The following is a 27000-nucleotide window of genomic DNA, read 5'->3' as shown; positions in this document are numbered from 1 at the left end:
CCGTGCGTGAGACGACTTCGAGTGCCCGGCCGCGGGCGATGATCTCCCGCTCCGCTCTGGCCTCCGGCGCTGCCGCCGCGCTCCACGCGGGCGGGCACGTCGCCGACCTGCGACGCGATGCCTGGGGGCACGGCGTGCTGGCGGTCGCGCACGCGGTGACGGCGGTCGGCGCCGAGCGCGTGCTCGTCGATTCGCCGGGTGTGCTCGAGGCGCTCGCTCTCGAGGGAATCGCGGCGACGCTCGACGGCGAGGCCGATATCGACTCGACACTGCTCTACGGCCTTCCCGATCGCGACGGCGTGATGCCGGTGCGCGCGGTGATGCGCCTGCACGGTCTCGTGCTCTCGACCAAGCGCCTGCGGGCAGGCGATGCGGTGTCGTACGGCTACACGTTCCGGGCCGAGAGCGACACCACGGTGGCGCTGATCACGGGCGGCTACGCCCAGGGGATCATGCGGGCGCTCGGCAACCGCGCGTCCGTCGAGATCGACGGACGCGAACGACCGATCGTCGGGCGTGTCGCGATGGATGTCTGCGTGGTCGACCTCGGCGGGGCGGATGCCGCGGTCGGAACCGAGGCAACCTACTTCGGCGGCACGGGTCCCGCTGCCCCCGGACTGGCGCGATGGGCGGAGGTCACCGGGCTCACGATGCCCGAGCTGATCACCGTCGCCGGCATCCACGCGGATCGGGGGTGGGAGGCGTGACGCGTCCCGAACTGCGGCTCGACGGAAACGTTCTGCGCGCCAACATCGCGGCGGTGCAGCGGCGCATCGCGCCGTCCGAGCTCATGATCGTCGTGAAGGACGACGCGTACGGCCATGGGCTGCCCTGGGCGGTCGAGACGGCGATCGAGTCCGGCGTGACCTGGATCGGCAGCTTCGACGTGCGCAGCGCCATCGATGTGCGGCGGGTCGCGGGCGGCGGCGCGCGTATCTTCGCCTGGGTCACGTCCACCGACGCGGAGATCGACGAGGCGCTGCTGCACGATGTCGATCTGGGCATCGGCACGGCGGACTACCTCGACCGGGTGATCGCCCGGGCGACGGCGATCGAGGTGCGTGCGCGCGTGCACCTCAAGATCGACAGCGGGCTGCATCGCAACGGCATCCTGCCGGAGGACTGGGCGGATGCCGTCGCCACCGCGCGGGCGGCCGAGGCGGCAGGCGTGCTGGAACTCGTCGGCATCTGGAGCCACATCGCCGAAGCGAGCGATGCCGAGGACGACGAGGCTCAGGCGGTCTTCCTCGAGGCCGTGCGGCAGGTGGGCGACACCGGTGCCGCTCCGACCTTCCTCCATCTGACGGCGTCTGCGGCCTCGTGGTGGCGGCCCGAACTGCGCGGCACGCTGTCGCGCATCGGCGCGTTCTGCTACGGGGTCCGCTCGGCCGACGGCCCCGAGCTCGACGGCATCCGTCCGGTCGCGACGCTGACCGCCTCGGTGGTCGACGTCGTCGACGGCGATGCGGTCGTCGCGATCGGGAGCTTCGACGGCATCCCCTCGACGCTCGCGGGGGTCGCCGTCGGCACACCGCAGGGGGCGCGGGAGCTGCGCCGCATCGATCACACCCGGAGCGTCGTCGCCGGGTGGCCGGGCGCTGCGGTGGGCGACGTCGTGCGCGTCTTCGGAGCGGGCGAGTGGGGGGAGTCGTCCGCGACGACTCTCGCCGAGCGGATCGACACCGTGGGCGAGGAGATCCTCACCCGGCTGACCGCGCGCGTGCGCCGCGTCGTCGTCTGACGCCGAGACGCGGAACCGCGGGAGGGTATGCAGAAGGCCCTCGACGCGTCACCGCGGGAGGGCCTTCGTGGAGTCGGGGTCAGACGGCCTCGACGAGACGCGCGGTCTCATCGTGCCAGCTCGTTGCGATGGCGCGGAGCTTCTCTTCGTACTTGCGTCCGTGGTGGGCGCAGAACAGGAGCTCGGAGCCGTTGACCTCGGCTGCGATGTAGGCCTGCGCGCCGCACGAGTCGCAGCGGTCTGCTGCGGTCAGGCGGAACTCGACCACGGAGGTCTCACGTTCGGTCGTTGCGTTCATCTCGGTGCCTCCTCGATTCGGGTTCGCTGGGGAGCGTGCTCAATACAACCACGGAGTGGGTGGGAGCATGCCCGGATCACGGCGTGTTTCGCTCACCGCGTACGCGCGCGGCACGCGGTGGGCCGGTCCGGGGAGTGTCGGCGGGCCGTGCGGGGTATTCGAACATAGAATCGGAGATTGTGACCGCCGAGTATTCCGCCCATCATCTCCAGGTGCTCGAAGGCCTCGAGGCTGTCCGCAAGCGTCCCGGTATGTACATCGGCTCGAACGGATCGCCCGGGCTCATGCACTGCCTCTGGGAGATCATCGACAACGCCGTCGACGAAGCCGTCGCCGGCAACGGCGCGAAGATCGATGTCATCCTGCACCCGGACGGTAGCGTCGAGGTGCACGACAACGGCCGCGGCATCCCGGTCGATGTCGAGCCGCGCACCGGTCTGACCGGTGTCGAAGTCGTCTTCACCAAGCTGCACGCCGGTGGCAAGTTCGGCGGAGGGTCGTACGCGGCCTCCGGCGGTCTGCACGGTGTCGGAGCCTCCGTCGTGAACGCGCTCTCCGAACGTCTCGACGTCGAAGTCGATCGCGGCGGCAAGACCTACGCGATGTCGTTCCACCGCGGCGAGCCGGGCCTCTTCGACGACCGCGACGGCAAGCGACCGGATGCGGCCTTCACCCCGTTCGAGCAGAAGAGCGAGCTGCGGGTCGTCGGCAAGGCTCCGCGAGGCGTCACGGGCACGCGTATCCGCTATTGGGCCGACCGTCAGATCTTCACCAAGGACGCCGCCTTCCAGCTCGGCGACCTCGAGACGCGCGCTCGGCAGACCGCGTTCCTCGTGCCGGGGCTCGAGATCGTCGTGCGCGACGAGCGCGCGGAGGAGAACGTCGAGACGAGCTACCACTACGAGGGCGGCATCTCGGAGTTCGTCGACTACCTCGCCAGCGACCCGCCCGTGACCGACACCTGGCGCGTGCAGGGCGAGGGGACCTTCAAGGAGACGGTTCCCGTGCTGCAGGCCGACGGACACATGGTGGCGACCGAGGTCGAGCGCGTGTGCAAGGTCGACATCGCGATGCGGTGGGGGACGGGTTACGAGACCACGACCCGGTCGTTCGTCAACATCATCGCGACGCCCAAGGGCGGTACGCACCAGCAGGGCTTCGATCAGGAGCTGCTGAAGGTGCTGCGCGCACAGGTGGAGCAGAACGCCCGTCGGCTCAAGGTCGGCAACGACAAACTCGAGAAGGACGACGTGCTCGCCGGGCTCACCGCCGTGCTCACGGTCAACGTGCCCGAACCGCAGTTCGAGGGGCAGACCAAGGAGGTGCTCGGCACGCCCGCCGTGCGCCAGATCGTGGCCCAGGTGATCCGCAAGGATCTCGCGGCGCGTTTCAGCTCGACGAAGCGCGACGACAAGAGTCAGGCGACGCAGCTGCTCGACAAGATCGTCGCCGAGATGAAGGCCCGAGTCTCGGCGCGCGCCCACAAGGAGACGCAGCGTCGGAAGAACGCTCTCGAGTCGTCGACCCTGCCGACCAAGCTCGTCGATTGCCGTACGAACGAGGTCGAGCGCAGCGAACTCTTCATCGTCGAGGGCGACTCGGCCCTGGGGACGGCGAAGAACGCACGCAACAGCGAGTTCCAGGCGCTGCTCCCCATCCGCGGCAAGATCCTCAACGTGCAGAAGGCGTCGATCGGCGACATGCTGTCGAACGCGGAGTGCGCATCGATCATCCAGGTGATCGGTGCCGGCTCGGGGCGCAGCTTCGACATCGACGCTGCGAGGTACGGCAAGGTGATCCTGATGAGCGATGCCGACGTCGACGGCGCCCACATCCGCACCCTGCTGCTCACCCTCTTCTTCCGCTACATGCGGCCGCTCATCGAGCACGGGCGTGTGTTCGCCGCAGTGCCGCCGCTGCACCGTGTCGTGGTCATGAACCCGGGCTCCAAGCCGAACGAGACGATCTACACGTACAGCGAGCAGGAGATGCACGCGTTGCTGGCCAAGCTCCGCAAGGCCGGCAAGCGCTGGCAGGAGCCGATCCAGCGGTACAAGGGTCTCGGTGAGATGGATGCCGAGCAGTTGGCGAACACCACGATGGACCGCTCGGGGCGTCTGCTCCGACGCGTGCGCATGGAGGATGCCGAAGCCGCCGGTCGTGTCTTCGAACTGTTGATGGGCAACGAGGTCGCTCCGCGTCGCGAGTTCATCATCGACTCCTCCGACCGTCTGTCGCGCGAGGCGATCGACGCCTAGATCGCGTTTCCGCGAGCAAGGCTCATCGAGAGGGGCCGACCTCGTCCGTTCGATCTGCGTCCGCGCGGAACACGACGCGAGCGATCAATGCGGCACCACCGAGGAGGCAGAGCAACGCGAGGCCCCAGGCAACGAAGCCGAGCCACGGATTCGGATCGATCCACGCCTGAGCCTCGTCCGTTCCCTTGGCGAGCATCCAGGCGAGAAAGACTCCGATGAGAACGCTGCCCGCAAGAATGAGTCCGATCTTCTTTCCCACCCTCCGAGGCTACCCGAGAGGCCGCGCCGCGATGCGATGAGCGCGGTGGAGATCAGACCAGCGTGCGTCCGATACTGCCGATGACACCGTCCGTCGGCTGACCCGAGGCGTCGCGTCGAGCTCCGGACTCGGGCAGCTTCCGCACGGCGCCGGTGGGGTCGACGGCCTGCGCGGGGCTGGCCCCGACCCAGGCCACCGACTGTCGATGGGCAAGGAGGTCGCTCCACGTCGGGAGTTCATCATCGACTCCTCCGACCGTCTGTCGCGCGAGGCGATCGACGCCGAGATCGTCATAGGGTCGGAGCATGAGCGCTCTCGACCGACGTCTCGACCGGCCCGGAGCCGTGATCGCTTTCGCCGATGGCGGGGGAGACGGGCACCCGGTGCTGCTCGTGCACGGTGCCGGGTTGGACCACACCATGTTCGACGCGCAGGCGGAGGCTCTCACGGCTGCCGGCCTGCGTGTGCTGCGTGCGGACCTCCGCGGGCATGGGGAGTCCCCTCTCGACGAGGGGGCGCGGTTCTCGGCGGACGCGGCGCTCGGCGACATCGCGGCCCTGCTGGCGGAGCGCCGGATCGACCGAGCCGTCATCGTCGGCCATTCGCTCGGCGGCAACCTCGCCCAGGCGTACACGGCTGCCCAGCCCGACCGGGTCAGCGGAGTGGTCGTGATGGATGCGAGTTGGAACGCGGGACCGCTGTCGAGTGTCGAACGCCTCGCCCTTCGTCTCGCCGCTCCGATGCTCGCTCTGGTGCCGTCGCGTCGATTGCCGGGGATGATGGCGCGTGCCTCGGCCGTGTCGGCATCCGCGATCGCGCGCACCGAGGAGACGTTCGCCCGGATGCCGAAGCCGGTCTTCCTCGATGTCTGGCGCGCGACGGTATCCCTGGTCGCGCCCGAGCCGGCCTATCGCTCGCCGGTGCCCCTCGGACTGATTCGGGGGGCCGAGGATCGGACGGGCAACATCGCCGCAGCCATGCCGCGATGGGCGGATGTCGAGGGGATCGCCGAGTACGTCATTCCCGGCGCCGGACACGTCGTCACCTGGGATGCGCCGGACGAGACCTCCGCCGCACTCCTGGGTATCCTCGCCGAGGACCGCTTCGTCGCCGCGATGCGATGAGCGCGGTGGAGATCAGACCAGCGTGCGTCCGATACTGCCGATGACACCGTCCGTCGGCTGACCCGAGGCGTCGCGTCGAGCTCCGGACTCGGGCAGCTTCCGCACGGCGCCGGTGGGGTCGACGGCCTGCGCGGGGCTGGCCCCGACCCAGGCCACCGCCAGCCGGTCCTCACCCTTCAGGAAGGCGTGCGCGCGCACGCCGCCCGTGGCGCGACCCTTCGCCGGGTACTCCTCGAACGACGATACCTTCGCGCGCCCCGCATCGGTGCCGGGAAGGATGCTGTCGGAGCCCGAGACCGTCGCTACGACGGCATCCGATCCCGCGCCGACGACGCCGAAGAAGAGCACGGATGCTCCCGCCCCGAGCTTCACGCCGGCCATGCCGCCTGCGGGGGCGCCTTGCGGGCGCACGGCCGAGGCCGAGAACCGCAGCAGTTGGGCGTCGGTGGTGATGAACACCAGCTCGGAGTCGTCGGGTGCGTCCGCGGCACCCACAACGGAGTCCCCGGCCTTCATCCCGATGACCTCGACGTCCGGACGCACCGGAATCGAGGTCGGGACGATGCGCTTCACCGTTCCCTGCGCCGTCCCCAGCGCGATCGGGGTCTCGCTGTCGAATCGAACGAATCCGAGGATGCGTTCCCCGCGGGTCGTGATCCCGAGGTAGTCGCGCAGCGGCGTGCCTGCGGCGAGCTGCACCGAGCTGGACGGCACCGAGGGCAGGTCGACGGGGGAGAAGCGCACCACGCGCCCGGCACTCGTCAGCGCGCCGATCTCCGCCCGCACCGTCGTCTCGACCGTCGCGAGGATCGCATCGTGCTTGCTGCGGCGCGCGGGAACCGTGAGCTCCTGCCCGTCGACGAGGTCGACCCGCACCGCGCGCCCGGTCGTCGACAGCACGAGGACGGTCGGCGCATCCGCGATCTGCAGGTCGACGGCGCCCTTCGTCGCGCGGGGCTTCGGCGGTGCGGCGTTCATGAGCAGCGTGCGGCGGGGGGTGCCGTAGGCGTCCGCGGCGGCGTCGAGTTCGGTGGCGACCGCCTGACGCAGCAGCGCGTCGCTGCCGAGGAGCTCGCGGAGCGCCGCGATGTCGGCGAGGAGCGCGTCGCGCTCGGCTTCGAGTTCGATGCGCGAGAACTTGGTGAGTCGACGCAGTCGAAGCTCGAGGATGTACTCGGCCTGGAGCTCGCTCAGATCGAACACGTCGCGCAGCTTCGTGCGGGCCTGCTCGGAGTCGTCGGACGATCGGATGACCTGGATGACCTCGTCGATGTCGAGGATCGCGATCAGGAGGCCCTCGACGAGGTGCAGGCGCTCCTCGCGCCGGGCCAGACGGTAGCGGCTGCGGCGAGTGATGACCTCGAGCCGGTGGGCCACGTAGACGCTGAGCATCTCCTTGAGGCCGAGCGTGCGGGGCTGGCCGCCGACGAGGGCGACGTTGTTGATGTTGAACGAGTCCTCGAGCGGGGTGAGGCGATAGAGCTGCTCGAGCACGGCGTTCGGATCGAACCCGGTCTTGATGCCGATCGCGACGCGCAGGCCGTGATTGCGGTCGGTGAGGTCGGTGACGTCGCTGATGCCCTGGAGCTTCTTGGCCTGGACGGCATCGCGGATCTTCTCGATCAGCCGCTCGGGGCCGACCATGTAGGGCAGCTCCGAGACGATGATGCCGGTGCGACGCGGGCCCAGGGGCTCGATCGAGACCTTCCCGCGCACCTTGAGCGCGCCGCGACCGGTCGTGTAGGCGTCCTTCACACCGTCGAGGCCCATGAGGACTCCGCCGGACGGGAAGTCCGGTCCCGGCACGTACTCCATGAGCTCTTCGGTCGTCGCGTCCGGGTTCTCGAGCAGGTGCGTCGCGGCGGCCACGACCTCGATCAGGTTGTGCGGCGCCATGTTGGTCGCCATACCCACGGCGATACCGCTCGCGCCGTTGACCAGGAGGTTGGGGAACGCGGCGGGCAGCACGGCCGGCTGCTGGAACTGGCCGTCGTAGTTGGGGACGAAGTCGACGACGTCTTCATCGAGGTTCTCGGTGAGGGCCAGGGCGGAAGCGGCGAGGCGCGCCTCCGTGTAGCGGGCGGCCGCGGGACCGTCGTCCAGGGAGCCGAAGTTGCCGTGCCCGTCGACGAGCGGCACGCGGAGGGCGAAGTCCTGGGCGAGGCGCACCAGTGCGTCGTAGATCGCCGAGTCACCGTGCGGATGCAGCTTTCCCATCACCTCGCCGACGACACGGGCGCTCTTGACGTGTCCGCGGTCGGGGCGCAGCCCCATCTCGGCCATCTGGTACAGGATTCGGCGCTGCACCGGCTTGAGGCCGTCGCGGGCGTCGGGAAGGGCCCGCGAGTAGATCACGGAGTACGCGTACTCGAGGAAGGACCCCTGCATCTCGCTGGAGAGATCGATGTCCTGGATGCGCTCCTCGACGGGCTCGGGCGGCGGCGTTTTCGGCATGGGGTTCCTGAGGGCGTGCGGGAGCCTGTGTCAGACTGGCTCGGGTGTCCCTCATGCTACCGTCCGAGTCCGCGTCAGCCCGGAGCATCGTCGGGGTGGCGGACGACGTCTTCTCCGCGTTGAGCGGCGATGCCGTGCGTCTTCCCCGAGCGGCGTCGGTCGTGCTCGTCGTGATCGACGGACTCGGTGCCATCGGACTGCGCGCGCACGCCGGTCATGCGCGCAACCTGACGGCGCAGATGACCAAGCGCGACGTCGCGACATCGGTGTTCCCCTCGACGACCGCCTCCGCATTGACGAGCATCCTCACCGGTGTCTGGCCGGGCGAGCACGGTCTGATGGGCTACCGCGTCGTCGACCCGGATCGTGACCTGCTCGTCAATCAGCTCACGGGATGGGAGAGCGAGGGGCTGGACCCCGCGACCTGGCAGATGGCCCCGACGATCTTCGAGCGTGCGGTAGCGACCGGGCGTGGGGCGTTCGCGGTCGGACTCGCCGCCTATGCGCAGAGCGGATTCACCCGCGCGACGATGCGCGGCGCCGCCTTCGCTGCGGAGGCGCGTGCGGCCGATCGCGTGCGTCTCGCCTACGCCCTCGCCGAACAGAACCCCGGTTCCCTGGTCTACTGCTACTTGCCCGAGGTCGACAAGGCGGGGCACAAGCACGGGATGGCGTCGGCGGAGTGGCTGGCCGCGCTCGAGGACGTCGATGCCGCACTCTCCGCGCGCGTGCCGTCCGGCGTGGGAGTGCTGGTCACGTCGGATCACGGCATGATCGATGTTCCCGAACGGCGGCAGATCGTTCTCGACGAGGCTCATCTGACGGGTATCCGGCACGTCGGGGGAGAGCCGCGCATGATCCACGCCTATCTCGACCCCGCAGCCGACCCCGAGGAGGTCATCGTCCGGTGGCGCTCCGACTTCGCGGGCCTCGCCGACGTCGCCTCACGGGATGAGGCGATCGCCGCGGGCCTGTTCGGACCGCGGGTCGCGGATGCCGCGGCGGCGCGCATCGGCGACCTGCTCGCCGTCCCGCGGGGGAACGGGGCGATCTACGACGGCACTGCCGCCGATCAACGCGGTCGCGGCATGGTGGGACAGCACGGCGGACTCACTCCCGAGGAGCGTCAGGTTCCGCTGATCGGGCTCGGTGCGTTCGCGCACTGAACCCACGAGCGTCACTCGTCGGTGCGCGCTCCGAAGACGATCTCGTCCCAGGAGGGCATCGCGTTCCGGCGCCGCTTCCGCGAGGAGGATTCGTTCGAATCGGAGGGGTCGCGCGGGGACGGGGGAGCATCCGCGCGGGGCTCGTCGGACTGCTCCGGCTCGAAGGCGTCCTCGAAGAGCGCGATCAGGTTGCGATCCGGCTCGTCGTCGGTGGTTGCGGCCGGCGGGCTCTGCTCGACAGTCGGCGCGTCGTCGATGGCCGGCGAAGCCTCGCGCTGTCCGCGGCGACGACGGAGCGCCTCCAGCAGATCGGCCGTCTCGGGATTCGTGCTCTGCGTCTCGGGCGCCCGATTGATCGCCGCGGCCTGCGCCGCCGCGTTCGATCGTTCGGGAGCGGACGGCTCCTCGACGGAGACCTCGGGGGCCGGCACGAGACGCGGGCCGAACGCTCCGGAGTCGAACCGGCTGTCGTCCTTGTAGGGCGAGGAGGTGCGGTCGGACTCCACGGCGCGCAGACGCGGGATCAGCCCGTCGGGGAGGGACCCCTGGCGGGAGAGCTGGGTGGCGTCGGCGTTCAGGGGCGACAGAGCGCTGCGGCGGGGATCGAAGCTCCACCGCGCGTCGTGATCGACCTCGTTCGCCGTGAACTCCAGCTTGATGATCCAGCCGGACTCCTCTTTCCAGCTCGCCCAACGCTCGGCGGTCGCCGCGACATCGGAGAGCTTGGCGCGGATGGCCGTGCCGAACGTGGGCTGCGCGTCGGGTTCGACTTCGCTGCCGATCAGCACGGGGACGGCGAGCGCCTGTCCGATGACGTGCTCGCGCTCGGCGAGCACCGGCGCCTCGAAGCGCACGACGTCGTCGACGCTGATTCCGAGCAGCGCGGACACTTCGGATGCCGTGAGACCGGCGCGGATCTGCGCCTGGATGTCGCGCGGGCTGGCGGCGAGCTTCTGGGCGGCCGGTTCGGCCTGCCGGGTCGCCCTGCGCAGCTCCCGCTGCAGCACGTCGTCGATGGCCAGCGCGAACCGCTCGCCAGACTCGGTCGCGAGCACGAGGACTCCTGCCTCGGTGCCGACGATGGTGACGTTTTCCATGCGAATGCCCCTCTGATGGGTGTGCATTCATGGTGTCACGCGTGGCCCGGTCCGGGCGGGAATACCGTGGGCGCGCCGCGAGTTTGCTCTGTCGATCGCACCGGCATTTGCGAAATGCCTCTCGGTCATGCAAACTATGGCCGCCGAATACCCGACGGCGCACCACCACTCGCACCATGAATGTGGAGATCTAACCGCATGGCAACCGACTACGACGCCCCCCGTAAGAGCGAAGACGACTCCGAGTCGATCGAAGCCCTGAAGGAGCGCGTTCCCGACAAGCTCTCCGGATCGACCGGAGACGAGGACGCCGACAACCCGTCCAGCTTCGACCTCCCCGGAGCCGACCTCTCCGACCTCGAGCTGGACGTCGTCGTGCTGCCCGCGCAGCAGGACGAGTTCACGTGCATGAGCTGTTTCCTCGTGAAGCACCGCTCGCAGCTCGACCACGAAGAGGCCGCAGGCCCGATCTGCAAGGAATGCGCGGCCTGACGGCTCAGCGCGACGAATCACGCGCCCCGACCCTCGCGGTCAGGGGCGCGTTGTCGTTTGTGCGTGTTACTCGATCGCGGGCGGCGCGCTCAGCGCTGCGCGGTGCGGATGGCCGCGGCGAGGCGGTCGGGAGTGCGGGTGGAGACCGTCCAGGCGGTCACCGGGTCGGCGGGATCGTCGTTCGGGACGACCACGATGCCGTCGATGCCGCCGCGGATCAGGTGCCATCCGCGAGCCGGCAGGCCCGTTCCTCGGGCGTCCTTTGCATCGTTGCCCGTGAGCGCGAGCGGAGCACCCAGATGGGCGACGTCGATGTGTGCACGGCCGGCGCGGAGCACCCCGTCCTCGACCGAGACGACCGGGGTGATGAGGATGAAGAGCGCCACGAGGAGCGCCGAGACGATTGCTCCGGCGACGAGCGCGATCGTCGCGCCGACCGGGACGAAGATGAGCGCCACCATGGGGCCGGCGAGCGCGACCGTGACCAGGAGCCACAGGCTCGGCGAGAGCCGCTCGCGGTAGCGCGATCGTGCGTCGGTGGTGGGGTTCTGCATTAGCCTCATGGGGTGACCGATTCCGTTGATGTCCCCATTATCGCCGCTCAGCCGCCGGTCTATGCGCATCCCGGCGATGCCGGCGCGGACCTGACGGCCGCGGAGGCCGTGCACCTCGAGCCGGGCGAGCGCGCGCTGGTGGCCACGGGTGTGCGCATCGCGCTGCCGGACGGCTACGCCGCCTTCGTCGTGCCGCGCAGCGGACTCGCGGCGAAGCACGGCATCTCGATCGTGAACTCGCCGGGAACCGTCGACGCGGGCTACCGGGGTGAGATCAAGGTGAGTCTGATCAACACCGACACCCGGAGCGCGTACGATGTGGCGGTCGGCGATCGTATCGCGCAGCTGATCATCATGCCGGTGACGCGTGCCGTGTTCCACCCGGTCGACGAACTGCCCGAGAGCGTTCGCGGCGAGGGCGGATTCGGATCCACCGGATATCAGGCAGGGAAGAGCAATGACTGACAACACCCCCACTCCCCAGGAGTCCGCACCGCTGAACCGTGCCGTCGACGGTCCGTTCGACGACTCCGAGGCGAATCCGGTCCGGCCCTACATCGACCTCGGCGGCATCAAGATCCTGCCGCGCGAGGGCCTCAATCTCCGCCTCGAGGTCGAGGAGCAGTCCAAGCGCATCGTCGCCGTCGGTCTCGACTACGCGGATTCCTCGCTGCAGGTGCAGCCCTTCGCGGCGCCTCGCTCCGGCGGACTCTGGGACGAGACCCGGGTCCAGCTCCGCGACCAGGTCAAGGCCCAGGGCGGCCGCGTCGAAGAGCGCGAAGGCTCTCTCGGCAAGGAGCTGCTGGCTGAGGTGCCCGCCGCCGCGAACGAGGGCAGCGGGCTCCGCCTCGCGCGCTTCATCGGAATCGACGGTCCGCGGTGGTTCCTGCGCGGCGTGATCGGCGGTGCCGCGGCATCCGATCCCGACGCCGCCGCGAAGGTCGAGGATCTCTTCCGTTCGATCGTCGTCGTGCGCGGCGGCTCGCCCATGCCGCCTCGCGACCTCATTCCCCTGAAGATGCCGGCCACGCCGGGATCGGCGTGAGCGGGGCGGCGCCGCAGGGCGACCGCGAGCAGTCGGCCTCGGAGATCCTCGGCGCAGCGCTCAGCGGAGCGGCGCGCCGCGCCGGTGTCGACCCCGCCGAGGGTGCGAACACGCACACGGTCGTCTGGTCGGCGATCGGCGGATGGCGCGGGATCCTCGAGTCCGTCCTGCCCAGTCTGGCGTTCGTCGTTCTGTTCACGATCCGCCCCGAGCCGCTCATCCTCGCCCTCGGGGTGTCGGTGGGGCTGGCTGCCGTGTTCACGATCGTCCGTCTCGTGCAGAAGTCGCCGCCGTCCGCGGCGATCGGCGGGCTGGTGGCCGCGGGTGCGGCCGCCGCGCTGGCGCTGATCACCGGGCGCGGGCAGGACAACTTCGTGCCCGGGCTGATCACGAACGCCGCGTACGGCACGGTCCTGCTCGTCACCGCACTCATCGGCTGGTCGCTCATCGGCATCGCCGCGGGCTTCCTCATGGGGGAGGGGATGGCGTGGCGTCAGGATCGCCGCAAGCGTCGCGCGTTCCTCTGGCTCGGCGTGGCCTGGTCGGCCCTCTTCTTCGCGCGCCTCGCCGTGCAGCTCCCGCTGTACCTCGCGGGCGAGGTGACGGCGCTGGGCACGCTCAAGCTGATCATGGGGCTGCCGCTGTTCGCCCCGATGGTCGCCGTGACGTGGCTCGTCGTGCGCGCGCTGTACCCGCCGGAGAAGCGCGAGGCGCAGGCGGCGGAGACGACGTCCGAGGCGTGATAGATTTATCTTGACATCAAGATAAATTGCAGGGCTTCTGCCTGGAGGGTCGAAGGCGCAGACTGGTTAGGTCCGCCTTGCTAGCCCCGGCCCCTCCCAGGCGAGCAAGATGGAATCGCCTGTCGCTTCCATCAGATCAGAAGGAGACGGAATCGTGTCCACGGTGAACAGCTTCGGTGCCCAGAGCACCCTGACGGTCGGCAGCACCGACTACGAGATCTTCCGCATCGACACGGTGCCCGGTTTCGACAAGCTCCCCTTCAGCCTTAAGGTGCTGCTGGAGAACCTCCTTCGCACCGAGGACGGCGCGAACGTCACGAAGGCGCAGATCGAGGCGCTCGGATCGTGGGATGCCGCGGCCGAGCCGAACACCGAGATCCAGTTCACGCCGGCGCGCGTCGTGATGCAGGACTTCACCGGTGTGCCCTGCATCGTTGACCTCGCCACGATGCGCGAGGCCGTCACGGCCCTGGGCGGCGACGCGAACAAGATCAACCCGCTCTCGCCGGCCGAGATGGTCATCGACCACTCGGTGATCGCCGACCTGTTCGGCTCCGAGAACGCCCTCGAGCGCAACGTCGAGATCGAGTACGAGCGCAACGGCGAGCGCTACCAGTTCCTCCGCTGGGGCCAGACGGCCTTCAGCGATTTCAAGGTCGTGCCGCCCGGAACGGGCATCGTGCACCAGGTGAACATCGAGCACCTGGCGAAGGTCATCTACGACCGCGAGGTGGGCGGCGTGCTGCGCGCGTACCCCGACACGTGCGTCGGCACCGACTCGCACACCACGATGGTCAACGGTCTCGGCGTGCTCGGCTGGGGCGTCGGCGGTATCGAGGCCGAGGCCGCGATGCTCGGTCAGCCCGTGTCGATGCTCATCCCGCGCGTCGTCGGCTTCAAGCTCAGCGGTGAGATCCCCGCCGGCGTCACGGCGACCGACGTCGTCCTCACGATCACCGACCAGCTGCGCAAGCACGGCGTCGTCGGCAAGTTCGTCGAGTTCTACGGCGAGGGCGTGGCCTCCGTGCCGCTCGCCAACCGCGCCACGATCGGCAACATGAGCCCCGAGTTCGGGTCGACCGCCGCGATCTTCCCGATCGACGACGTCACGCTCGACTACCTGCGCCTCACGGGCCGCAGCGAAGAGGCCGTCGCGCTCGTCGAGGCGTACGCCAAGACCCAGAAGCTGTGGCACGACCCCTCGCAGGAGCCCGTGTTCAGCGAGTACCTCGAGCTCGACCTCGCGACCGTGGTCCCGTCGATCGCCGGCCCGAAGCGCCCGCAGGACCGCATCCTCCTGTCGGAGGCCAAGTCGCAGTTCGAGCAGGACATCCTCGGATACGCGACCCCGTCGACCTCCGACTCGATCGTCGACCTCGAGTCCAAGCACTCGTTCCCGGCGTCCGACCCCGGTCAGGCCCCCGGCGACGAGGAGCCGACCACGCGTCCGGTCCACATCAACAGCGGAGCACCGGCGAACGCCTCCAAGCCGGTTCCGGTGACGACCCCCGACGGCGAGAAGTACATCCTCGACAACGGCGCCGTCACGCTCGCGGCCATCACCTCGTGCACCAACACGTCGAACCCGTCGGTCATGATCGCCGCCGGTCTCGTCGCTCGCAAGGCGCTCGAGAAGGGTCTCAAGCAGAAGCCGTGGGTCAAGACCACGCTCGGCCCCGGTTCGAAGGTCGTCACCGACTACTACGAGAAGTCCGGTCTCGACAAGGACCTCGAGGGTCTCGGCTTCTACACCGTCGGCTACGGCTGCACGATCTGCATCGGAAACTCCGGTCCGCTGATCGAGGAGGTCTCCGAGGCCATCAACTCGCACGACCTGGCCGTCACCGCGGTGCTCTCGGGCAACCGCAACTTCGAAGGTCGCATCAGCCCCGACGTGAAGATGAACTACCTCGCGAGCCCGCCGCTCGTGATCGCCTACGCGCTGGCCGGCTCGATGCACTTCGACTTCGAGAACGACTCCCTGGGCAAGGGCAGTGACGGCAACGACGTCTTCCTCAAGGACATCTGGCCGTCGCCCGACGAGGTGCAGGAGATCGTCGACTCGTCGATCTCGCGCGAGCAGTTCATCAAGCAGTACGCGACCGTGTTCGACGGTGACGAGCGCTGGCGCAGCCTGCCCACTCCCGAAGACGCGATCTTCCAGTGGGACGAGGACTCGACCTACGTGCGCAAGGCGCCGTACTTCGAGGGCATGACGATGGAGCTCACCCCGGTGAAGGACATCCAGGGTGCTCGTGTCATGGCGACCCTCGGCGACTCGGTCACCACCGACCACATCTCGCCCGCCGGAAACATCAAGCCGGGCACGCCGGCCGCGCAGTACCTGACCGAGCACGGCGTCGACCGCAAGGACTTCAACTCCTTCGGCTCGCGCCGCGGAAACCACGAGGTGATGATCCGCGGTACGTTCGCGAACATCCGCCTGAAGAACCTCATGGTGTCGGCGGTCAACGACGGTGCCGTGGTCGAGGGTGGCTTCACCCGCGACTTCACGCAGCCGGGCGGCCCGCAGTCGTACATCTACGACGCGAGCATGAACTACCAGGAGCAGGGCACCCCGCTCGTCATCTTCGGTGGCAAGGAGTACGGTTCCGGCTCGTCGCGCGACTGGGCGGCGAAGGGCACCAGCCTGCTGGGCGTCAAGGCGGTCATCACCGAGAGCTTCGAGCGCATCCACCGCTCGAACCTGATCGGCATGGGCGTCGTCCCGCTGCAGTTCCCCGCCGGTGAGAGCTGGGAGTCGCTGGGCCTCGACGGCACCGAGATCGTCTCGATCGAGGGACTGGAAGAGCTCAACAACGGTGTGACCCCCAAGACGGTGCGCGTCACGGCCACGCCGAGCGAGCACTCGCCCGAGGGCAAGCAGGCCGTCGAGTTCGACGCGGTCGTGCGCATCGACACCCCCGGTGAGGCGGACTACTACCGCAACGGCGGCATCCTGCAGTACGTTCTGCGTTCGCTCGTCTGAGCACTCCGACAGGGGACCCGGCGCATCGTAGCCGGGTCCCCTTCGTCATGCCAGGGGGTGCGCCTCCCGGGGGATTCTCCGGGGTTGGCGGTACCATCGATGAGGCCCCGGATACCGAGTCCGCGACCGACGACACAGCAGGTGAGGAGGTGCCGATGCCCATTCTTCCGAGCATCTCAGGACCCAGGGACCTCGACGGTCTGAGCGCCGAGCAGTTGGCCGATCTGGCGCAGGAGATCCGCGATTTCCTCGTCGAGAACGTCTCCCGCACGGGCGGGCATCTCGGTCCGAACCTCGGCGTCGTCGAGCTGACGATCGCGCTGCACCGCACGTTCTCCTCGCCGGACGATCCGTTCATCTTCGACACCGGACACCAGTCGTACGTGCACAAGCTGCTCACCGGGCGCCAGGACTTCTCGGGTCTCCGCGTGCGCGGCGGTCTCGCCGGCTATCCGCAACGCGGAGAGAGCCCGCACGACGTCGTGGAGTCCTCGCACGCGTCCAGTTCGCTGAGCTGGGCGGACGGCGTCTCCCGCGCCCTCACGGCCACCGGACGCGCCGACCGCCATGTGGTGGCGGTCGTCGGCGACGGGTCGCTCACGGGGGGCATGACCTGGGAAGCGCTCAACAACATCTCCGACGACAACGACCGCAACCTCGTGATCGTCGTCAACGACAACGGGCGCTCCTACGCCCCGACCATCGGCGGCATGTCGCGCTTCCTCAACCGCGTGCGCACCGCCGCCGCGTACAAGGACCTGCACCACAAGTCCGATCGGCTCTTCCGCGCCTTCGGTCCCGTGGGGCGCGCCGTGTTCCGCGGAGTCCGCGGCGGAACGCACGGCTTCCTCTCGCGCTTCACGAACAACGAGGCCCTGTACTCGAACCTCGACATCAAGTACCTCGGGCCCGTCGATGGGCACGATCTCCCCGCCCTCCTCGAGACTCTCGAGCTCGCGAAGTCCTACGGCGCTCCGGTGATCGTTCATGCGATCACCGAGAAGGGGCGCGGCTATCAGCCGGCGCGCGACGACGACGCCGACCAGTTCCACGCCGTCGGCAAGATCGACCCCGCGACCGGCGAGACGCTCTCGTCGGGCGGTCGCGGATGGACGGATGTCTTCTCCGATGCGCTCGTCGACATCGGCTCGCGCCGCGAAGACGTCATCGGGATCACGGCCGCGATGCTCCGCCCCACCGGTCTGGCGCCGTTCGCCGAGCGATTCGCCGAGCGCGTGTACGACGTCGGTATCGCCGAGCAGCACGCCGTCGCGTCAGCGGCGGGTCTCGCATACGGGGGACTGCACCCCGTGGTCGCGGTGTACGCGACCTTCATGGGGCGTGCGTTCGACCAGGTGCTCATGGACGTCGCGCTGCACCGCGCAGGCGTGACGTTCGTGCTCGACCGTGCCGGGGTGACCGGTCCCGACGGACCCAGCCATCACGGCATGTGGGATCTGGCGATGCTGCAGATCGTGCCCCACATCCGTATCGCGGCTCCGCGCGACGGCGTCCGGCTCACGGAGGCGTTGGAAGAGGCCGTCCTGGTCGACGACGCGCCCACGGTCATCCGCTTCCCGAAGGGCGAGGTCGCCGCCGAACTGCCCGCGCTCGACCGCCTCCACGACGGCGTGGACGTGCTCGCGCGAGGCGAGAGCGAAGACGTGCTGATCGTGGCGATCGGCCCGTTCGCGGCGATGGCCATGGACGTGGCGGAGCGGTTGCGCGCCCAGGGGATCGGAGCCACGGTCATCGATCCGCGCTGGGCGATCCCGGTGCAGCCGTCGATCGTCGCCCTGGCGGCACGTCATCGTCTCGTCATCACGATGGAGGACGGCATCCGCGTCGGCGGGATCGGCACGCGCGTGCGTCAGGTGCTGCGCGAGGCAGGAATCGATACGGCGGTCGACGAGCTCGGTCTGCCCGACGAGTTCCTCGACCACGCGTCACGGGAGCAGATCCTGGCGGACGCCGGTCTCACCGCGTCGAAGATCGCGCAGGACGTCGTCGCGCAGGTGCTGGGAACACGTATCCCCGTCGCACGGAGCGCCGGGGAGACCGGCACGATCGACCTCCCGCTGCACGAGAAGCGCTGACACCCGCGCTGATCAGTTGAGCGCGTGGAGCGCGGCGACCGCCTGCGCGTCGCGATCGGTGTCGCGGAGCGCCGTCGACAGCAGGTAGCCGTCGGTGAGCGCATCGCCGGTGACCATGACGCGCACGAGCTCGACGCCGCAGGCTCGCCGTACCTCGTCAGCACTCGCGGCGATGACTCGGGTGTTGATCTCGTCGTTGTGCGGGAGCTCCGCACCGTCGAAGCCGCGGATCACGTCACGCAAGGCTGCGCCGACGATGTTCGACGCGCGCTCCTTCACGTTCACGACGTCGAGCTCGAACACCCGGAGATCGCGGCCGGTGGGGATCGGTCTCCACTCGAACGACGCGTGGACGCGATGTTGGTGCCCCTTCGCTCCCGTCATCTCGCGGGCGGGCAGGTCGGTCGCGCGGCAACGCACGTCGACGAGCCTGTACCAGTAGAACAGCGGGAACGCGCCGTGCGATCCGGGATGGAGCACGACCACTTCGCCGACAGCACCGCCGCGACTGCTCGGACGCCGCTGTGGGCGGTTCCGGATGATCGGCTTGCCGTTGCGGGTGCGGATCGCTGCCCAGCCTTCGTCCACCGTCACGATGAAGATCTTCAGGAGCGCCGGAACGACCAGCAGGATCGTGAGGATCGCGGTCCCGGTCTTGAGCAGACCCGAGAGTCCCTTGCCACCCAGCATCGAGAGGAGCATGTCCATGCACACCACTGTGCCCCCTCGTCCGCGATCGGAGTGCCGTGAACGGGCGTGAAGGAGCGCTGTTCATGCGCTGTTCGGTGCGTGTTCGCCCGACCGCCGCCGGACGGATACGGGACGGGGTCGGAACGACCGACCGTCAGCCGAGCGCGTGGAGAACGACGGAGGGGGCCGTGCGCGCTGCACGACCCCCTCCGCTGCGCGTGATCAGCGGTTCTCGACGCCCCGGATCTGCGGGGTGTGGAACGATCCTCCGAAGGCACGATCCGACGCGCCCTCCCGGTCGAGGTACGGCGAGGCGCCGCCGTCGATGAACGGCCAGCCCGCGCCGAGGATCAGGCAGAGATCGATGTCCTCCACCTCCGGGACGACGCCCTCGTCGAGCATCCGCTTGATCTCGTCGGCCAGGCCGTCCTGCACGCGCTGCAGGATCGTCGCGGCCGATGCCGGCGTGGAACCCACGGCGGGCTTCAGCAGTTTCTCGGCCTGCTTCGTCCACCCGGTGACCCGGCCGCCCTTGTCCTTCTCGACGATCGCGTCCAGTTCTGCGAGGGCGTGGAAGTTCTCGTTCGCGTAGAAACGCTCGGGGAACGCCGTCGCCATCGTGTCCTGGACGTGCGCGGCGACCTTCCAGCCGACGAGGTCGATCAACTGGAACGGACCCATCGGCAGGCCGAGCGGACCGAACGCCTTCTCGACGTCGACGATCGGGGTGCCCTCGTACACGGCGCGGGCCGCTTCCCCCATGACCTTCGCCAGCAGGCGGTTCACGACGAATCCGGGAGCGTCGGCGGTGAGCACCGCGTTCTTGCCGAGATTGCGAGCGACGACGAAGGCCGTCGACAGCGCGGCATCCGACGTGCTCGGCGTCTTCACGATCTCGATCAGCGGCATGACCGCGACCGGGTTGAAGAAGTGGAAGCCGACGAGACGCTCCGGGTGCTCCAGCTTCGCGCCGATCTCCGCGACCGACAGCGACGAGGTGTTCGTCGCCAGGATCGCGTCCTCGGCGATGATCTTCTCGATCTCGCCGAACACCTGCTGCTTGACGCCGACCTCTTCGAACACGGCCTCGATCACGAAATCGCAGTCCGCGTAGAGGCTCTTGTCGGTGGTGCCGGTGACCAGCGCGCGCAGCTTGTTCGCGGAGTCCGCGTCGAGGCGGCCCTTGCCCTCGAGCTTGCCGATCTCCTCGTGGATGTACGCCACGCCCTTGTCGACGCGCGCCTGGTCCAGGTCGGTGATGAGCACCGGCACCTGAAGTTTGCGCACGAACAGCAGGGCGAACTGGCTGGCCATGAGGCCGGCCCCGATGATGCCGACCTTGGTGACCTTCTTGGCGAGGGCCTTGTCCGGCGCGCCGACGGGGCGCTTCGCACGCTTCTGAACGAGGTCGAACGCGTACATGGATGCCGCGAACTGGTCACCCGTGACGAGATCGGCGAGGGCCTCGTCCTCACGGGCGAACCCCTCGGCCTTGGTGCCGCTCTTGGCCTTGTCGAGCAGGTCGAGCGCCGCATAGGGCGACTTCGGCACGGTGCCGATCTTGGACTCGAGCATGCCGCGCGCCATCTTGATCGCGATCGGCCACTTGGTGAGCCGCTCGAGCTTGCCGGGCTCGTTCTTCCGCTCGACCTTCTTGCCGCCGAGGACCGCATCGGCCCAGGCCAGTGAATTCTCGAGGTAGTTCGCCGCGGGGAAGATCGCGTCGAAGATGCCGAGATCGAACGCCTGCTGCGGCTTGAGCATCCGATTCTGCTTGAGCGGGTTCGAGATGACGACCTCGAGCGCGTTCTCGATGCCGATCAGGTTCGGCAGCAGGTAGGCGCCACCCCAGCCGGGGATGATGCCGAGGAAGACCTCGGGCAGCGCGACCGCCGCGGCAGAGGAGTCGACCGTGCGGTAGGTCGAGTTCAACGCGATCTCGAGTCCGCCTCCCAGCGCGAGGCCGTTCACGAAGGCGAACGAGGGCACGCCGAGCTCGCCGAACTTGCCCAGCACCTTGTGGCCGAGCTGCGCGATGAGGCGGGCGTTGTCGCGCGATCCGACCTTGCCGATGTCGGAGAGATCCGCGCCCGCGGCGAGGATGTACTGCTTGCCCGTGATACCGACCGCCTGGATCTCTCCGGCAGCCGCTCGCGCGGTGAGAGCGTCGAGCGTCTCGCCGAGCTGCGTGAGCGTCGCGGGCCCGAGGGTGTTCGGGCGGGTGTGGTCGCGACCGTTGTCGAGCGTGATGAGCGCGAGCACCTTTCCCGACGCCAGGCGGATGTCGCGGACGGGCGACTGCGTGATCACCTCGCCGTCGGTGAGCGCCCGGATCGGTGCGAAGTCGACGTTCGCGTACTGTTCGGAAATCGTGTTCGCCATGCCTGCCATCACTTCCGCTTCTTGCCGTCGTAGTGCGGGTTCTCCCAGATGACCGAACCGCCCTGTCCGAGGCCGACGCACATCGCGGTCAGGCCGTAGCGGACGTCGGGGCGCTCGGCGAACTGGGCCGCGAGCTGGATCATCAGGCGCACACCGGAGGCTGCGAGCGGGTGGCCGAGCGCGATGGCCCCGCCCCACTGGTTGACGCGGGGGTCGTCGTCCGCGATGCCGAAGTGATCGAGCAACGAGATGACCTGGATGGCGAACGCCTCGTTGAGCTCGAAGAGCCCGATGTCGGAGATCGACAGGCCGGCCTTCTTCAGCGCCTTCTCGGTCGACGGGATCGGACCGATACCCATGATCTCGGGCTGGACGCCCGCGAACGCGAACGAGACCATGCGCATCTTCGGGGCGAGACCCAGTTCCTTGACCGCGCCGCCACCGGCGAGCAGCGACATCGTCGCGCCGTCGGTGAGGGGCGAGGAGGTGCCGGCGGTGACGCGACCGTGCGGGCGGAACGGCGTCTTCAGAGCGGCCAGATCCTCCATCGTGGTCTGGGGGCGGCGCCCCTCGTCCTCGGTCGCGAGTCCCCAGGCGCCCTCGGCATCCTTGATCGCCACCGAGACGAGGTCGGGCTGGATCTTGCCCGCGTCGTAGGCGGCCTGCACCTTGTGCTGGCTGAGCATGCCGAACCGGTCGGAGCGCTCCTTGGTGAGGTGCGGGAAGCGATCGAAGATGCGCTCGGCGGTGACGCCCATGTTGAGCGCTCCGGGGTCGACCATCTTCTCGGCGACGAATCGCGGGTTCGGGTCGGCGTTGCCGCCGATCGGGTGATGACCCATGTGCTCCACGCCACCGGCGAGGGCCAGGTCGTACATGCCCACCCCGATCGAGGCGCCCATGGTCGTCACGCTCGTCATCGCTCCCGCGCACATCCGCTCGACCGCGAGGCCGGGAACGGTCTGGGGGAGTCCGGCGAGGATCGCCACGGATCGACCGAGCGTGAGTCCCTGATCCCCGGTCTGCGAGGTCGCGGCGATCGCGACGTCGTCGATGCGGTCGGCCGGGACGGCCTGATTCCGCTCCATGAGACCGATGGTCGCCTTCACGGCGAGGTCGTCTGCGCGGGTGTTCCAGTACATGCCCTTTTCGCCGGCGCGCCCGAAGGGGGTGCGCACTCCATCGACGAAGAAGACGTCCGAGATCTCGGCCACTCTGCCTCCAAGTTTGTGCGGTGGCCTCAGTCTAGGGAGGCCCCGAAACGGGGAGGAATCGGTTGGATCGAACCTACGAAGCCGTGGCGGGAGCCTCGTCGGGCTGTTGCGCTGCTTCTACAAAAGCGGCGGCGATCTTCTGTGCGGTTTGTTCAACCTGCCAGGTGCGCGCGCCCAGCGCCGTCAGTGCGCCGCCGATGGCTTCCGGGGTGTCTCCCGCGGGCGCCCACGCGACGCGTCGGAGGTACTCGGGCGTCAACAGGTTCTCCGTCGGCATGTGCAGTTCCTCGGCGATCGCCTCGACCACGGGGCGCGCGGCTTTCAGGCGTGCATCGGCCTCGGGGTTGCGATCCGCCCAGGCGCGCGGGGGCGGCAAAGCGTCGCTCGGAACCCGTTCGCGCGGCAGCTCCTCGGTCGCCCGTCCGTCGACGATGGCCTGCCACCAGCGGTCGAGCTGCGTGCGGCTCGCGCGCCCCTGGAACTCCTTGATACCGGCGAGCGCCTGCTTGCTCTGCGGATTCGCCATGACCGCCGCCACCAGCGAACGGTCGGGGATGAGGCGTCCGGGGGAGACGTCCTGGGCCTGCGCATATGCTTCGCGTGCCTGCCAGAGGGAGCGCGCCACGGCGAGATTGCGGGCACCGCGCACCTGGTGCAGTCCGCTCAGACGGCGCCAGGGGTCTTCGCGGGGCGGCTTGGGTGCGCGACTCAGGGTCGCCGCGAACTCCTCGGCGGCGAATGCAGTCTTCTCCTGCTCCTCGAGTTCGAGGGCGAGCGCATCGCGCACGTCGATCAGGTGCAGCACGTCGAGGGCCGCGTACTCGAGCCAGGAATCCGGCAGGGGGCGCGTCGACCAGTCCGCGGCCGAGTGCTCCTTCTTCAGCGTGATGCCGAGCGTGTGCTCGACGACGGCGGCGAGACCCACGCGCTCGTGCCCGAGCAGGCGCGAGGCGAGCTCGGTGTCGAAGATCGTGTGCGGGTCGAGGTCGAGCTCGCGCAGCGAGGGGAGATCCTGACTCGCGGCGTGGAAGACCCATTCGACGTCGCCGATCGCCGCGTTCAGCGGCGTGAGGTCGCCGATGGCGGGCGGGTCGAAAAGGAACACGCCGGCGTCGCGGCGGAAGACCTGTACGAGGTAGGCGCGCTGGGAGTAACGGAAGCCGGAGGCGCGCTCGACATCGACGGCGACCGGTCCGGTGCCGTTCGCGAGCACGGCGCAGGCGGCGCGGAACTCCTCGGCATCCGAGATCACGGAGTATTCAGTCACGTACAGCCTTTCGCGCGCCGAGAACGGCGATGCCCTCGGAACCGGGCGGAAGACCCGCCAGCATTCCGACCAGTTCGGCCCATGCCTCGACGTGCGGACGGAACGGGCCCTGCGGAGTCCAGGACGCCCGCAATTCTATCTGTGCGCCGTCCCCTTCGAGGGCGAGGCCCCCGAATCCCTTCGACAGCGTCTTGGTGGAGGTGCCCGACGCTGCGCCGTACCGGGCCTCCCGGGAGTCGAGGGCATCGACGAGCCACGACCAGGTGACGTCGGCGAGCAGCGGATCCGTGCCGATCTCCGTCTCGAGCGGTGCCTGCGCGAAGATGACGATCCGCCACGATCCTCCCCAGCCCGCCGGTTCGTCCGGATCGTGCAGCAGCACGAAACGACCCGTTCCGTACACGGAGTCGCCGTCGTCGTCGGGGCGGACATCGGCGGCGAGCGCGAGAGCGAAGGGCGCGAGGCCGGTCGGGGTCGGAATCTCGCGCACGGTGATGTCGTCACGGAACGCCGTCTCGCGCAGTTCTGCGGCGGCGTTCTCGAAGAGGGTCCCGGCATCGGGGGGTGCGGTCACGGCAACAGGCTAGAGTCAGGAAGCGATGAAGAGTCTCAGGCACGCCGTTGCACTCCTTCTCCCTGTCCTGCTCGCACTCGGAGCGGCGTCCGCGCTGCTCGTGCTGAGCATCGCCCGCCGGGTCGTAATGCCCACCCGGAGCGGACCCAACACGAAGATCCTCGCGGTCGACACGGGCGCGCAGACCATCGAGCTCGCTCGCACGCTCGACACCGAGCTTCCCGGGCGTTACGGGCTCTACACGACGGGAACGTACGGATACGTCAAGCTGGGTGCGGTGCTGAGCGCCGACAGCACGACCGTGCGGCGCAAGCTCCTCACCCAGATCGAGCCGGGTGCGCGCGTCGATCGCGACGCCGGTTTCAGCGGCTGGTACTACTCGGCCCCGTCGGAGCTGCATCTGCCCTGGAGCAACGTCCTCATCGGTTCGCCCGCCGGACCCTGCCCTGCGTGGTTCTTCCCCGCGGCGTCGAGCACCTGGGTCATTCAGGTGCACGGACGTGGAACGACCAGGGCCGAGTGCCTGCGTGCGGTGCCCGTCCTCCACGCCGCAGGGCTGCCGAACCTCGTGGTCTCGTATCGCAACGACGGCGAGGCCCCGCGAAGCCGCGGCGGAGCGTATGCGCTCGGAGCCGCGGAATGGCGTGACGTGGATGCCGCGATCGCCTATGCCCTCCGGCACGGAGCCGAGCGGGTGATCCTGATGGGCTGGTCGATGGGCGGTGCCGTCTCACTGCAGACGGCCGTGAACTCCGGCAACCGCGACCGCATCGCCGGGCTCATCCTCGAGTCGCCGGTGGTCGACTGGCGCACCGTACTGCGCTATCAGGCACGAGAGGCGGGGCTCCGCGCACCGCTTCCGGCACTGGCGATGGGGGCGCTGTCCCTTCCGGTGACCGCGCGAATGAGCGGGGCGGAGGACGCGATAGCGTTCGACCGCCTCGACATGGTCGCGCGCGCCGAGGAGCTCGCCGCCCCCACGCTCATCCTGCACAGCGACGACGACGGCTTCGTGCCGGCGGACGCCTCGCATGCCCTACGGGACGCGCGCCCGGACCTCGTCACGATGCCGGTCTTCTCGGGGGCGCGCCACACCAAGATCTGGAACTACGACGAGACAGGGTGGACCGCAGCGATCCGCGACTGGCTCGCGGCGCAGGGATTCAGCGCTTCTGCCTGACCTGCTTCTTCGCTCGCATGAGCATTCCCGTCATACCGCCGATGCGCAGGGGCGAGACGGCCTTGGTCAGACCGATCGCCTGCGGGTAGTCCTCGGGGATCGCCAGCACCTCGTCGGGCGTGAGTCCCGTGATGCCCTGCACGAGGATGCTCGCGAACCCCCGAGTCGTCGGCGCCTCCGGCGGTGCGGTGGCGTGCATGACGACGCGGCCATCGACGATCTCGACGTAGATGTATACGGGGGACTGGCACTCGGCGACACGTTCGCACATCTCCGGATGGTTCGCGACCTCCTCGGACACCGCGGGGAGCTCATCCGCGAACTCCAGAAGGAGCAGCAGCCGATCGCTCTCGGGCGTGTCGAGGAAGGCGTCTCGGATCTCGGCGAGGGTCTCAGGAACGTGCGTTTCGCTCATCCCTGTCATTGTCACACGCTCAGAGCGCTCCGGGCTCCGAGCCGGTCACGATCGGAACGCGCACCGCGCTGCCCCACTCGGTCCACGAGCCGTCGTAGTTGCGCACGTTCTCGAAGCCGAGGAGGTGCTTGAGCACGAACCACGTGTGGCTGGACCGCTCACCGATGCGGCAGTACGCGACGACCTCGTCGCCATCGGCGAGACCGGCGCCGTCGCGGTAGATGGCGTCGAGTTCGGCGCGGGACTTGAACCCGCCGTCCTCCGCGACCGCCTTCGCCCACGGCACGCTCTGCGCGGTGGGGATGTGGCCGGCGCGCAGAGTGCCCTCCTCGGGGTAGGCGGGGGCGGTCGTGCGCTCCCCGCTGTACTCCTCGGGCGAGCGCACGTCGATGAGCGGCTTGCCGATGTGGGCGAGCACGTCCTCCTTGTAGGCGCGAAGGAGCGTGTCGTCGCGCTCGACGATCGGGTACTCGACCGCGGGGCGGTTCGTCGCCTCGCGCGTGATCTCGCGGCCCTCGGAGATCCAGCGGTCGCGGCCGCCGTCGAGCAGACGGACGTCCTCGTGACCGAACAGCGAGAACACCCACAGTGCGTACGCCGCCCACCAGTTGTTCTTGTCGCCGTAGATGACCACCGTGTCGTCACGGGCGATGCCCTTGCGGCTCAGCAGCTCGGCGAAGCCTTCGCCGTCGACGTAGTCGCGCACGACCGGGTCGTTGAGTTCGGTGTGCCAATCGACCTTCACCGCGCCCGGGATGTGTCCGGTCTCGTACAGGAGCACGTCCTCGTCGGACTCCACCACGACCAGCCCCGGCTCTCCCAGGTGAGCGGCGAGCCACTCCGTGGTGACGAGCCGGCCGGGCTCGGAGTACTCGGCGAACTTTGCGGACGACGTGTCGAACTCGATGGTCACGGGATGCTCCTCGGGGGTGTGCGAGTGAAGGGGGCGGGCGGCGACGGCG

At 69.0% G+C, this 27000-nt stretch carries 25 protein-coding genes; 12 read left to right on the top strand and 13 right to left on the bottom strand.

Translation table 11 applies throughout. The features are described 5' to 3' along the window. Positions 1-2: 2 nt before the first annotated feature. Together ACZ5Y9_RS10190 and ACZ5Y9_RS10185 are read left to right on the top strand one after the other, a co-directional pair. The gene (locus ACZ5Y9_RS10190; protein ID WP_247622363.1) at positions 3-707 is read left to right on the top strand and encodes an alanine racemase C-terminal domain-containing protein; all 705 of its coding nucleotides are present in this window, start codon (positions 3-5) and stop codon (positions 705-707) included. After that, a complete protein-coding gene (locus tag ACZ5Y9_RS10185; RefSeq protein ID WP_247622364.1) occupies positions 704-1741 on the top strand; it encodes an alanine racemase in 1038 nt (345 codons plus the stop codon). Before ACZ5Y9_RS10190 ends, ACZ5Y9_RS10185 begins: the two co-directional genes overlap by 4 nt. 79 nt (positions 1742-1820) lie before the next feature. Here the strand turns inward: ACZ5Y9_RS10185 and ACZ5Y9_RS10180 are convergent, their stop codons facing one another. Beyond that, complete coding sequence (locus ACZ5Y9_RS10180) at positions 1821-2039, bottom strand: DUF7455 domain-containing protein (RefSeq protein WP_247622365.1); 219 nt, start codon at positions 2037-2039, stop codon at positions 1821-1823. Between the two features lie 179 nt (positions 2040-2218). Here ACZ5Y9_RS10180 and ACZ5Y9_RS10175 point away from each other — a divergent pair, with 179 nt between their 5' ends. After that, positions 2219-4297 carry a DNA gyrase/topoisomerase IV subunit B gene (locus ACZ5Y9_RS10175; RefSeq protein ID WP_372491549.1) on the top strand — a complete coding sequence of 693 codons (2079 nt, stop codon included), beginning with the start codon at positions 2219-2221 and terminating at the stop codon, positions 4295-4297. Between the two features lie 22 nt (positions 4298-4319). Here ACZ5Y9_RS10175 and ACZ5Y9_RS10170 read toward each other — a convergent pair whose 3' ends face one another. Continuing rightward, the gene (locus ACZ5Y9_RS10170) at positions 4320-4556 is read right to left on the bottom strand and encodes a hypothetical protein (RefSeq protein ID WP_404596335.1); all 237 of its coding nucleotides are present in this window, start codon (positions 4554-4556) and stop codon (positions 4320-4322) included. Positions 4557-4608: 52 nt separating this feature from the next. Further along, complete coding sequence (locus ACZ5Y9_RS10165; protein WP_464471266.1) at positions 4609-4863, bottom strand: hypothetical protein; 255 nt, start codon at positions 4861-4863, stop codon at positions 4609-4611. Between ACZ5Y9_RS10165 and ACZ5Y9_RS10160 the strand changes: the two genes are divergently transcribed. Continuing rightward, positions 4862-5680 (top strand): alpha/beta fold hydrolase, encoded by an 819-nt coding sequence (locus ACZ5Y9_RS10160; protein ID WP_464471265.1) that lies wholly within the window; start codon positions 4862-4864, stop codon positions 5678-5680. The two genes, ACZ5Y9_RS10165 and ACZ5Y9_RS10160, sit on opposite strands and share 2 nt — an antisense overlap. Positions 5681-5692: 12 nt before the next feature. Here the strand turns inward: ACZ5Y9_RS10160 and ACZ5Y9_RS10155 are convergent, their stop codons facing one another. Beyond that, positions 5693-8134 (bottom strand): DNA gyrase/topoisomerase IV subunit A, encoded by a 2442-nt coding sequence (locus ACZ5Y9_RS10155; protein ID WP_464471264.1) that lies wholly within the window; start codon positions 8132-8134, stop codon positions 5693-5695. Between the two features lie 95 nt (positions 8135-8229). On the opposite strand from ACZ5Y9_RS10155, the gene ACZ5Y9_RS10150 reads away from it, so the two are divergent. Continuing rightward, on the top strand, positions 8230-9300 hold the full coding sequence (locus ACZ5Y9_RS10150; RefSeq protein ID WP_464471263.1) for an alkaline phosphatase family protein: 1071 nt from the start codon (positions 8230-8232) through the stop codon (positions 9298-9300). Between the two features lie 11 nt (positions 9301-9311). Here ACZ5Y9_RS10150 and sepH read toward each other — a convergent pair whose 3' ends face one another. Next, positions 9312-10397, bottom strand: a complete 1086-nt coding sequence (sepH, locus tag ACZ5Y9_RS10145) for a septation protein SepH (RefSeq protein ID WP_464471262.1) — start codon at positions 10395-10397, stop codon at positions 9312-9314. Between the two features lie 198 nt (positions 10398-10595). Here sepH and ACZ5Y9_RS10140 point away from each other — a divergent pair, with 198 nt between their 5' ends. Then, a complete protein-coding gene (locus tag ACZ5Y9_RS10140) occupies positions 10596-10889 on the top strand; it encodes a DUF4193 domain-containing protein (RefSeq protein ID WP_247622371.1) in 294 nt (97 codons plus the stop codon). Positions 10890-10978: 89 nt separating this feature from the next. Here the strand turns inward: ACZ5Y9_RS10140 and ACZ5Y9_RS10135 are convergent, their stop codons facing one another. Beyond that, positions 10979-11443 (bottom strand): DUF3093 domain-containing protein, encoded by a 465-nt coding sequence (locus ACZ5Y9_RS10135; RefSeq protein WP_464471261.1) that lies wholly within the window; start codon positions 11441-11443, stop codon positions 10979-10981. A gap of 12 nt (positions 11444-11455) precedes the next feature. Here ACZ5Y9_RS10135 and dut point away from each other — a divergent pair, with 12 nt between their 5' ends. The 5 genes from dut (at position 11456) to dxs (ending at position 18316) form a co-directional block, all read left to right on the top strand. Continuing rightward, positions 11456-11908, top strand: coding sequence for a dUTP diphosphatase (gene dut, locus ACZ5Y9_RS10130; protein ID WP_247956242.1), 453 nt, complete (start codon positions 11456-11458; stop codon positions 11906-11908). Further along, positions 11901-12488 carry a DUF3710 domain-containing protein gene (locus ACZ5Y9_RS10125; RefSeq protein WP_247622374.1) on the top strand — a complete coding sequence of 196 codons (588 nt, stop codon included), beginning with the start codon at positions 11901-11903 and terminating at the stop codon, positions 12486-12488. Before dut ends, ACZ5Y9_RS10125 begins: the two co-directional genes overlap by 8 nt. Continuing rightward, positions 12485-13231 carry a DUF3159 domain-containing protein gene (locus ACZ5Y9_RS10120; RefSeq protein ID WP_247622375.1) on the top strand — a complete coding sequence of 249 codons (747 nt, stop codon included), beginning with the start codon at positions 12485-12487 and terminating at the stop codon, positions 13229-13231. The genes ACZ5Y9_RS10125 and ACZ5Y9_RS10120 overlap by 4 nt, the downstream gene beginning before the upstream one ends. Positions 13232-13385: 154 nt before the next feature. Beyond that, on the top strand, positions 13386-16220 hold the full coding sequence (locus tag ACZ5Y9_RS10115) for an aconitate hydratase (protein WP_282185355.1): 2835 nt from the start codon (positions 13386-13388) through the stop codon (positions 16218-16220). 155 nt (positions 16221-16375) lie between these two features. Next, positions 16376-18316: a 1-deoxy-D-xylulose-5-phosphate synthase gene (gene dxs / locus ACZ5Y9_RS10110; protein WP_464471260.1), complete on the top strand. Its 1941-nt coding sequence runs from the start codon at positions 16376-16378 to the stop codon at positions 18314-18316. 12 nt (positions 18317-18328) lie between these two features. On the opposite strand, the gene ACZ5Y9_RS10105 is transcribed toward dxs, so the two are convergent. The 5 genes from ACZ5Y9_RS10105 to ACZ5Y9_RS10085 all read right to left on the bottom strand — a co-directional run bounded on the left by ACZ5Y9_RS10105 (position 18329) and on the right by ACZ5Y9_RS10085 (position 24443). Beyond that, positions 18329-19024 (bottom strand): SPFH domain-containing protein, encoded by a 696-nt coding sequence (locus ACZ5Y9_RS10105; protein WP_247622378.1) that lies wholly within the window; start codon positions 19022-19024, stop codon positions 18329-18331. A gap of 204 nt (positions 19025-19228) precedes the next feature. Further along, a complete protein-coding gene (locus ACZ5Y9_RS10100) occupies positions 19229-21388 on the bottom strand; it encodes a 3-hydroxyacyl-CoA dehydrogenase NAD-binding domain-containing protein (protein WP_464471259.1) in 2160 nt (719 codons plus the stop codon). Positions 21389-21396: 8 nt separating this feature from the next. Further along, positions 21397-22602, bottom strand: a complete 1206-nt coding sequence (locus tag ACZ5Y9_RS10095; RefSeq protein ID WP_247622379.1) for a thiolase family protein — start codon at positions 22600-22602, stop codon at positions 21397-21399. A 73-nt stretch (positions 22603-22675) separates the two neighbouring features. Next, complete coding sequence (locus ACZ5Y9_RS10090; protein WP_247622380.1) at positions 22676-23869, bottom strand: ribonuclease D; 1194 nt, start codon at positions 23867-23869, stop codon at positions 22676-22678. Beyond that, positions 23862-24443: a DUF3000 family protein gene (locus tag ACZ5Y9_RS10085; protein ID WP_247622381.1), complete on the bottom strand. Its 582-nt coding sequence runs from the start codon at positions 24441-24443 to the stop codon at positions 23862-23864. The genes ACZ5Y9_RS10090 and ACZ5Y9_RS10085 overlap by 8 nt, the downstream gene beginning before the upstream one ends. 25 nt (positions 24444-24468) lie before the next feature. Between ACZ5Y9_RS10085 and ACZ5Y9_RS10080 the strand changes: the two genes are divergently transcribed. Then, positions 24469-25623: an alpha/beta hydrolase family protein gene (locus ACZ5Y9_RS10080; protein WP_464471258.1), complete on the top strand. Its 1155-nt coding sequence runs from the start codon at positions 24469-24471 to the stop codon at positions 25621-25623. On the opposite strand, the gene ACZ5Y9_RS10075 is transcribed toward ACZ5Y9_RS10080, so the two are convergent. Beyond that, entirely contained in the window at positions 25607-26038 is a 432-nt protein-coding gene (locus ACZ5Y9_RS10075; RefSeq protein ID WP_247622383.1) for a SufE family protein, read from the bottom strand. The two genes, ACZ5Y9_RS10080 and ACZ5Y9_RS10075, sit on opposite strands and share 17 nt — an antisense overlap. Positions 26039-26057: 19 nt before the next feature. Beyond that, positions 26058-26951, bottom strand: a complete 894-nt coding sequence (locus ACZ5Y9_RS10070) for a sulfurtransferase (RefSeq protein WP_247622384.1) — start codon at positions 26949-26951, stop codon at positions 26058-26060. Between the last annotated feature and the right edge of the window lie 49 nt (positions 26952-27000).

It is taken from the genome of Microbacterium sp. T3-8, assembly GCF_055398145.1.
Note: the sequence above shows the minus strand (reverse complement) of the source record. Positions and strands in the feature narration are given on the sequence as shown.

Excerpts from the sequence above, each read along its gene's own strand:
- sepH (WP_464471262.1), bottom strand. The coding sequence starts at position 10,397 with ATGGAAAACGTCACCATCGTCGGCACCGAGGCAGGAGTCCTCGTGCTC.
- ACZ5Y9_RS10080 (WP_464471258.1), top strand. The coding sequence starts at position 24,469 with ATGAAGAGTCTCAGGCACGCCGTTGCACTCCTTCTCCCTGTCCTGCTC.
- ACZ5Y9_RS10075 (WP_247622383.1), bottom strand. The coding sequence starts at position 26,038 with ATGAGCGAAACGCACGTTCCTGAGACCCTCGCCGAGATCCGAGACGCC.
- ACZ5Y9_RS10140 (WP_247622371.1), top strand. The coding sequence starts at position 10,596 with ATGGCAACCGACTACGACGCCCCCCGTAAGAGCGAAGACGACTCCGAG.
- ACZ5Y9_RS10105 (WP_247622378.1), bottom strand. The coding sequence starts at position 19,024 with ATGGACATGCTCCTCTCGATGCTGGGTGGCAAGGGACTCTCGGGTCTG.
- ACZ5Y9_RS10165 (WP_464471266.1), bottom strand. The coding sequence starts at position 4,863 with ATGCTCCGACCCTATGACGATCTCGGCGTCGATCGCCTCGCGCGACAG.
- ACZ5Y9_RS10180 (WP_247622365.1), bottom strand. The coding sequence starts at position 2,039 with ATGAACGCAACGACCGAACGTGAGACCTCCGTGGTCGAGTTCCGCCTG.
- ACZ5Y9_RS10155 (WP_464471264.1), bottom strand. The coding sequence starts at position 8,134 with ATGCCGAAAACGCCGCCGCCCGAGCCCGTCGAGGAGCGCATCCAGGAC.
- ACZ5Y9_RS10125 (WP_247622374.1), top strand. The coding sequence starts at position 11,901 with ATGACTGACAACACCCCCACTCCCCAGGAGTCCGCACCGCTGAACCGT.
- ACZ5Y9_RS10160 (WP_464471265.1), top strand. The coding sequence starts at position 4,862 with ATGAGCGCTCTCGACCGACGTCTCGACCGGCCCGGAGCCGTGATCGCT.
- ACZ5Y9_RS10100 (WP_464471259.1), bottom strand. The coding sequence starts at position 21,388 with ATGGCGAACACGATTTCCGAACAGTACGCGAACGTCGACTTCGCACCG.
- dxs (WP_464471260.1), top strand. The coding sequence starts at position 16,376 with ATGCCCATTCTTCCGAGCATCTCAGGACCCAGGGACCTCGACGGTCTG.
- ACZ5Y9_RS10135 (WP_464471261.1), bottom strand. The coding sequence starts at position 11,443 with ATGCAGAACCCCACCACCGACGCACGATCGCGCTACCGCGAGCGGCTC.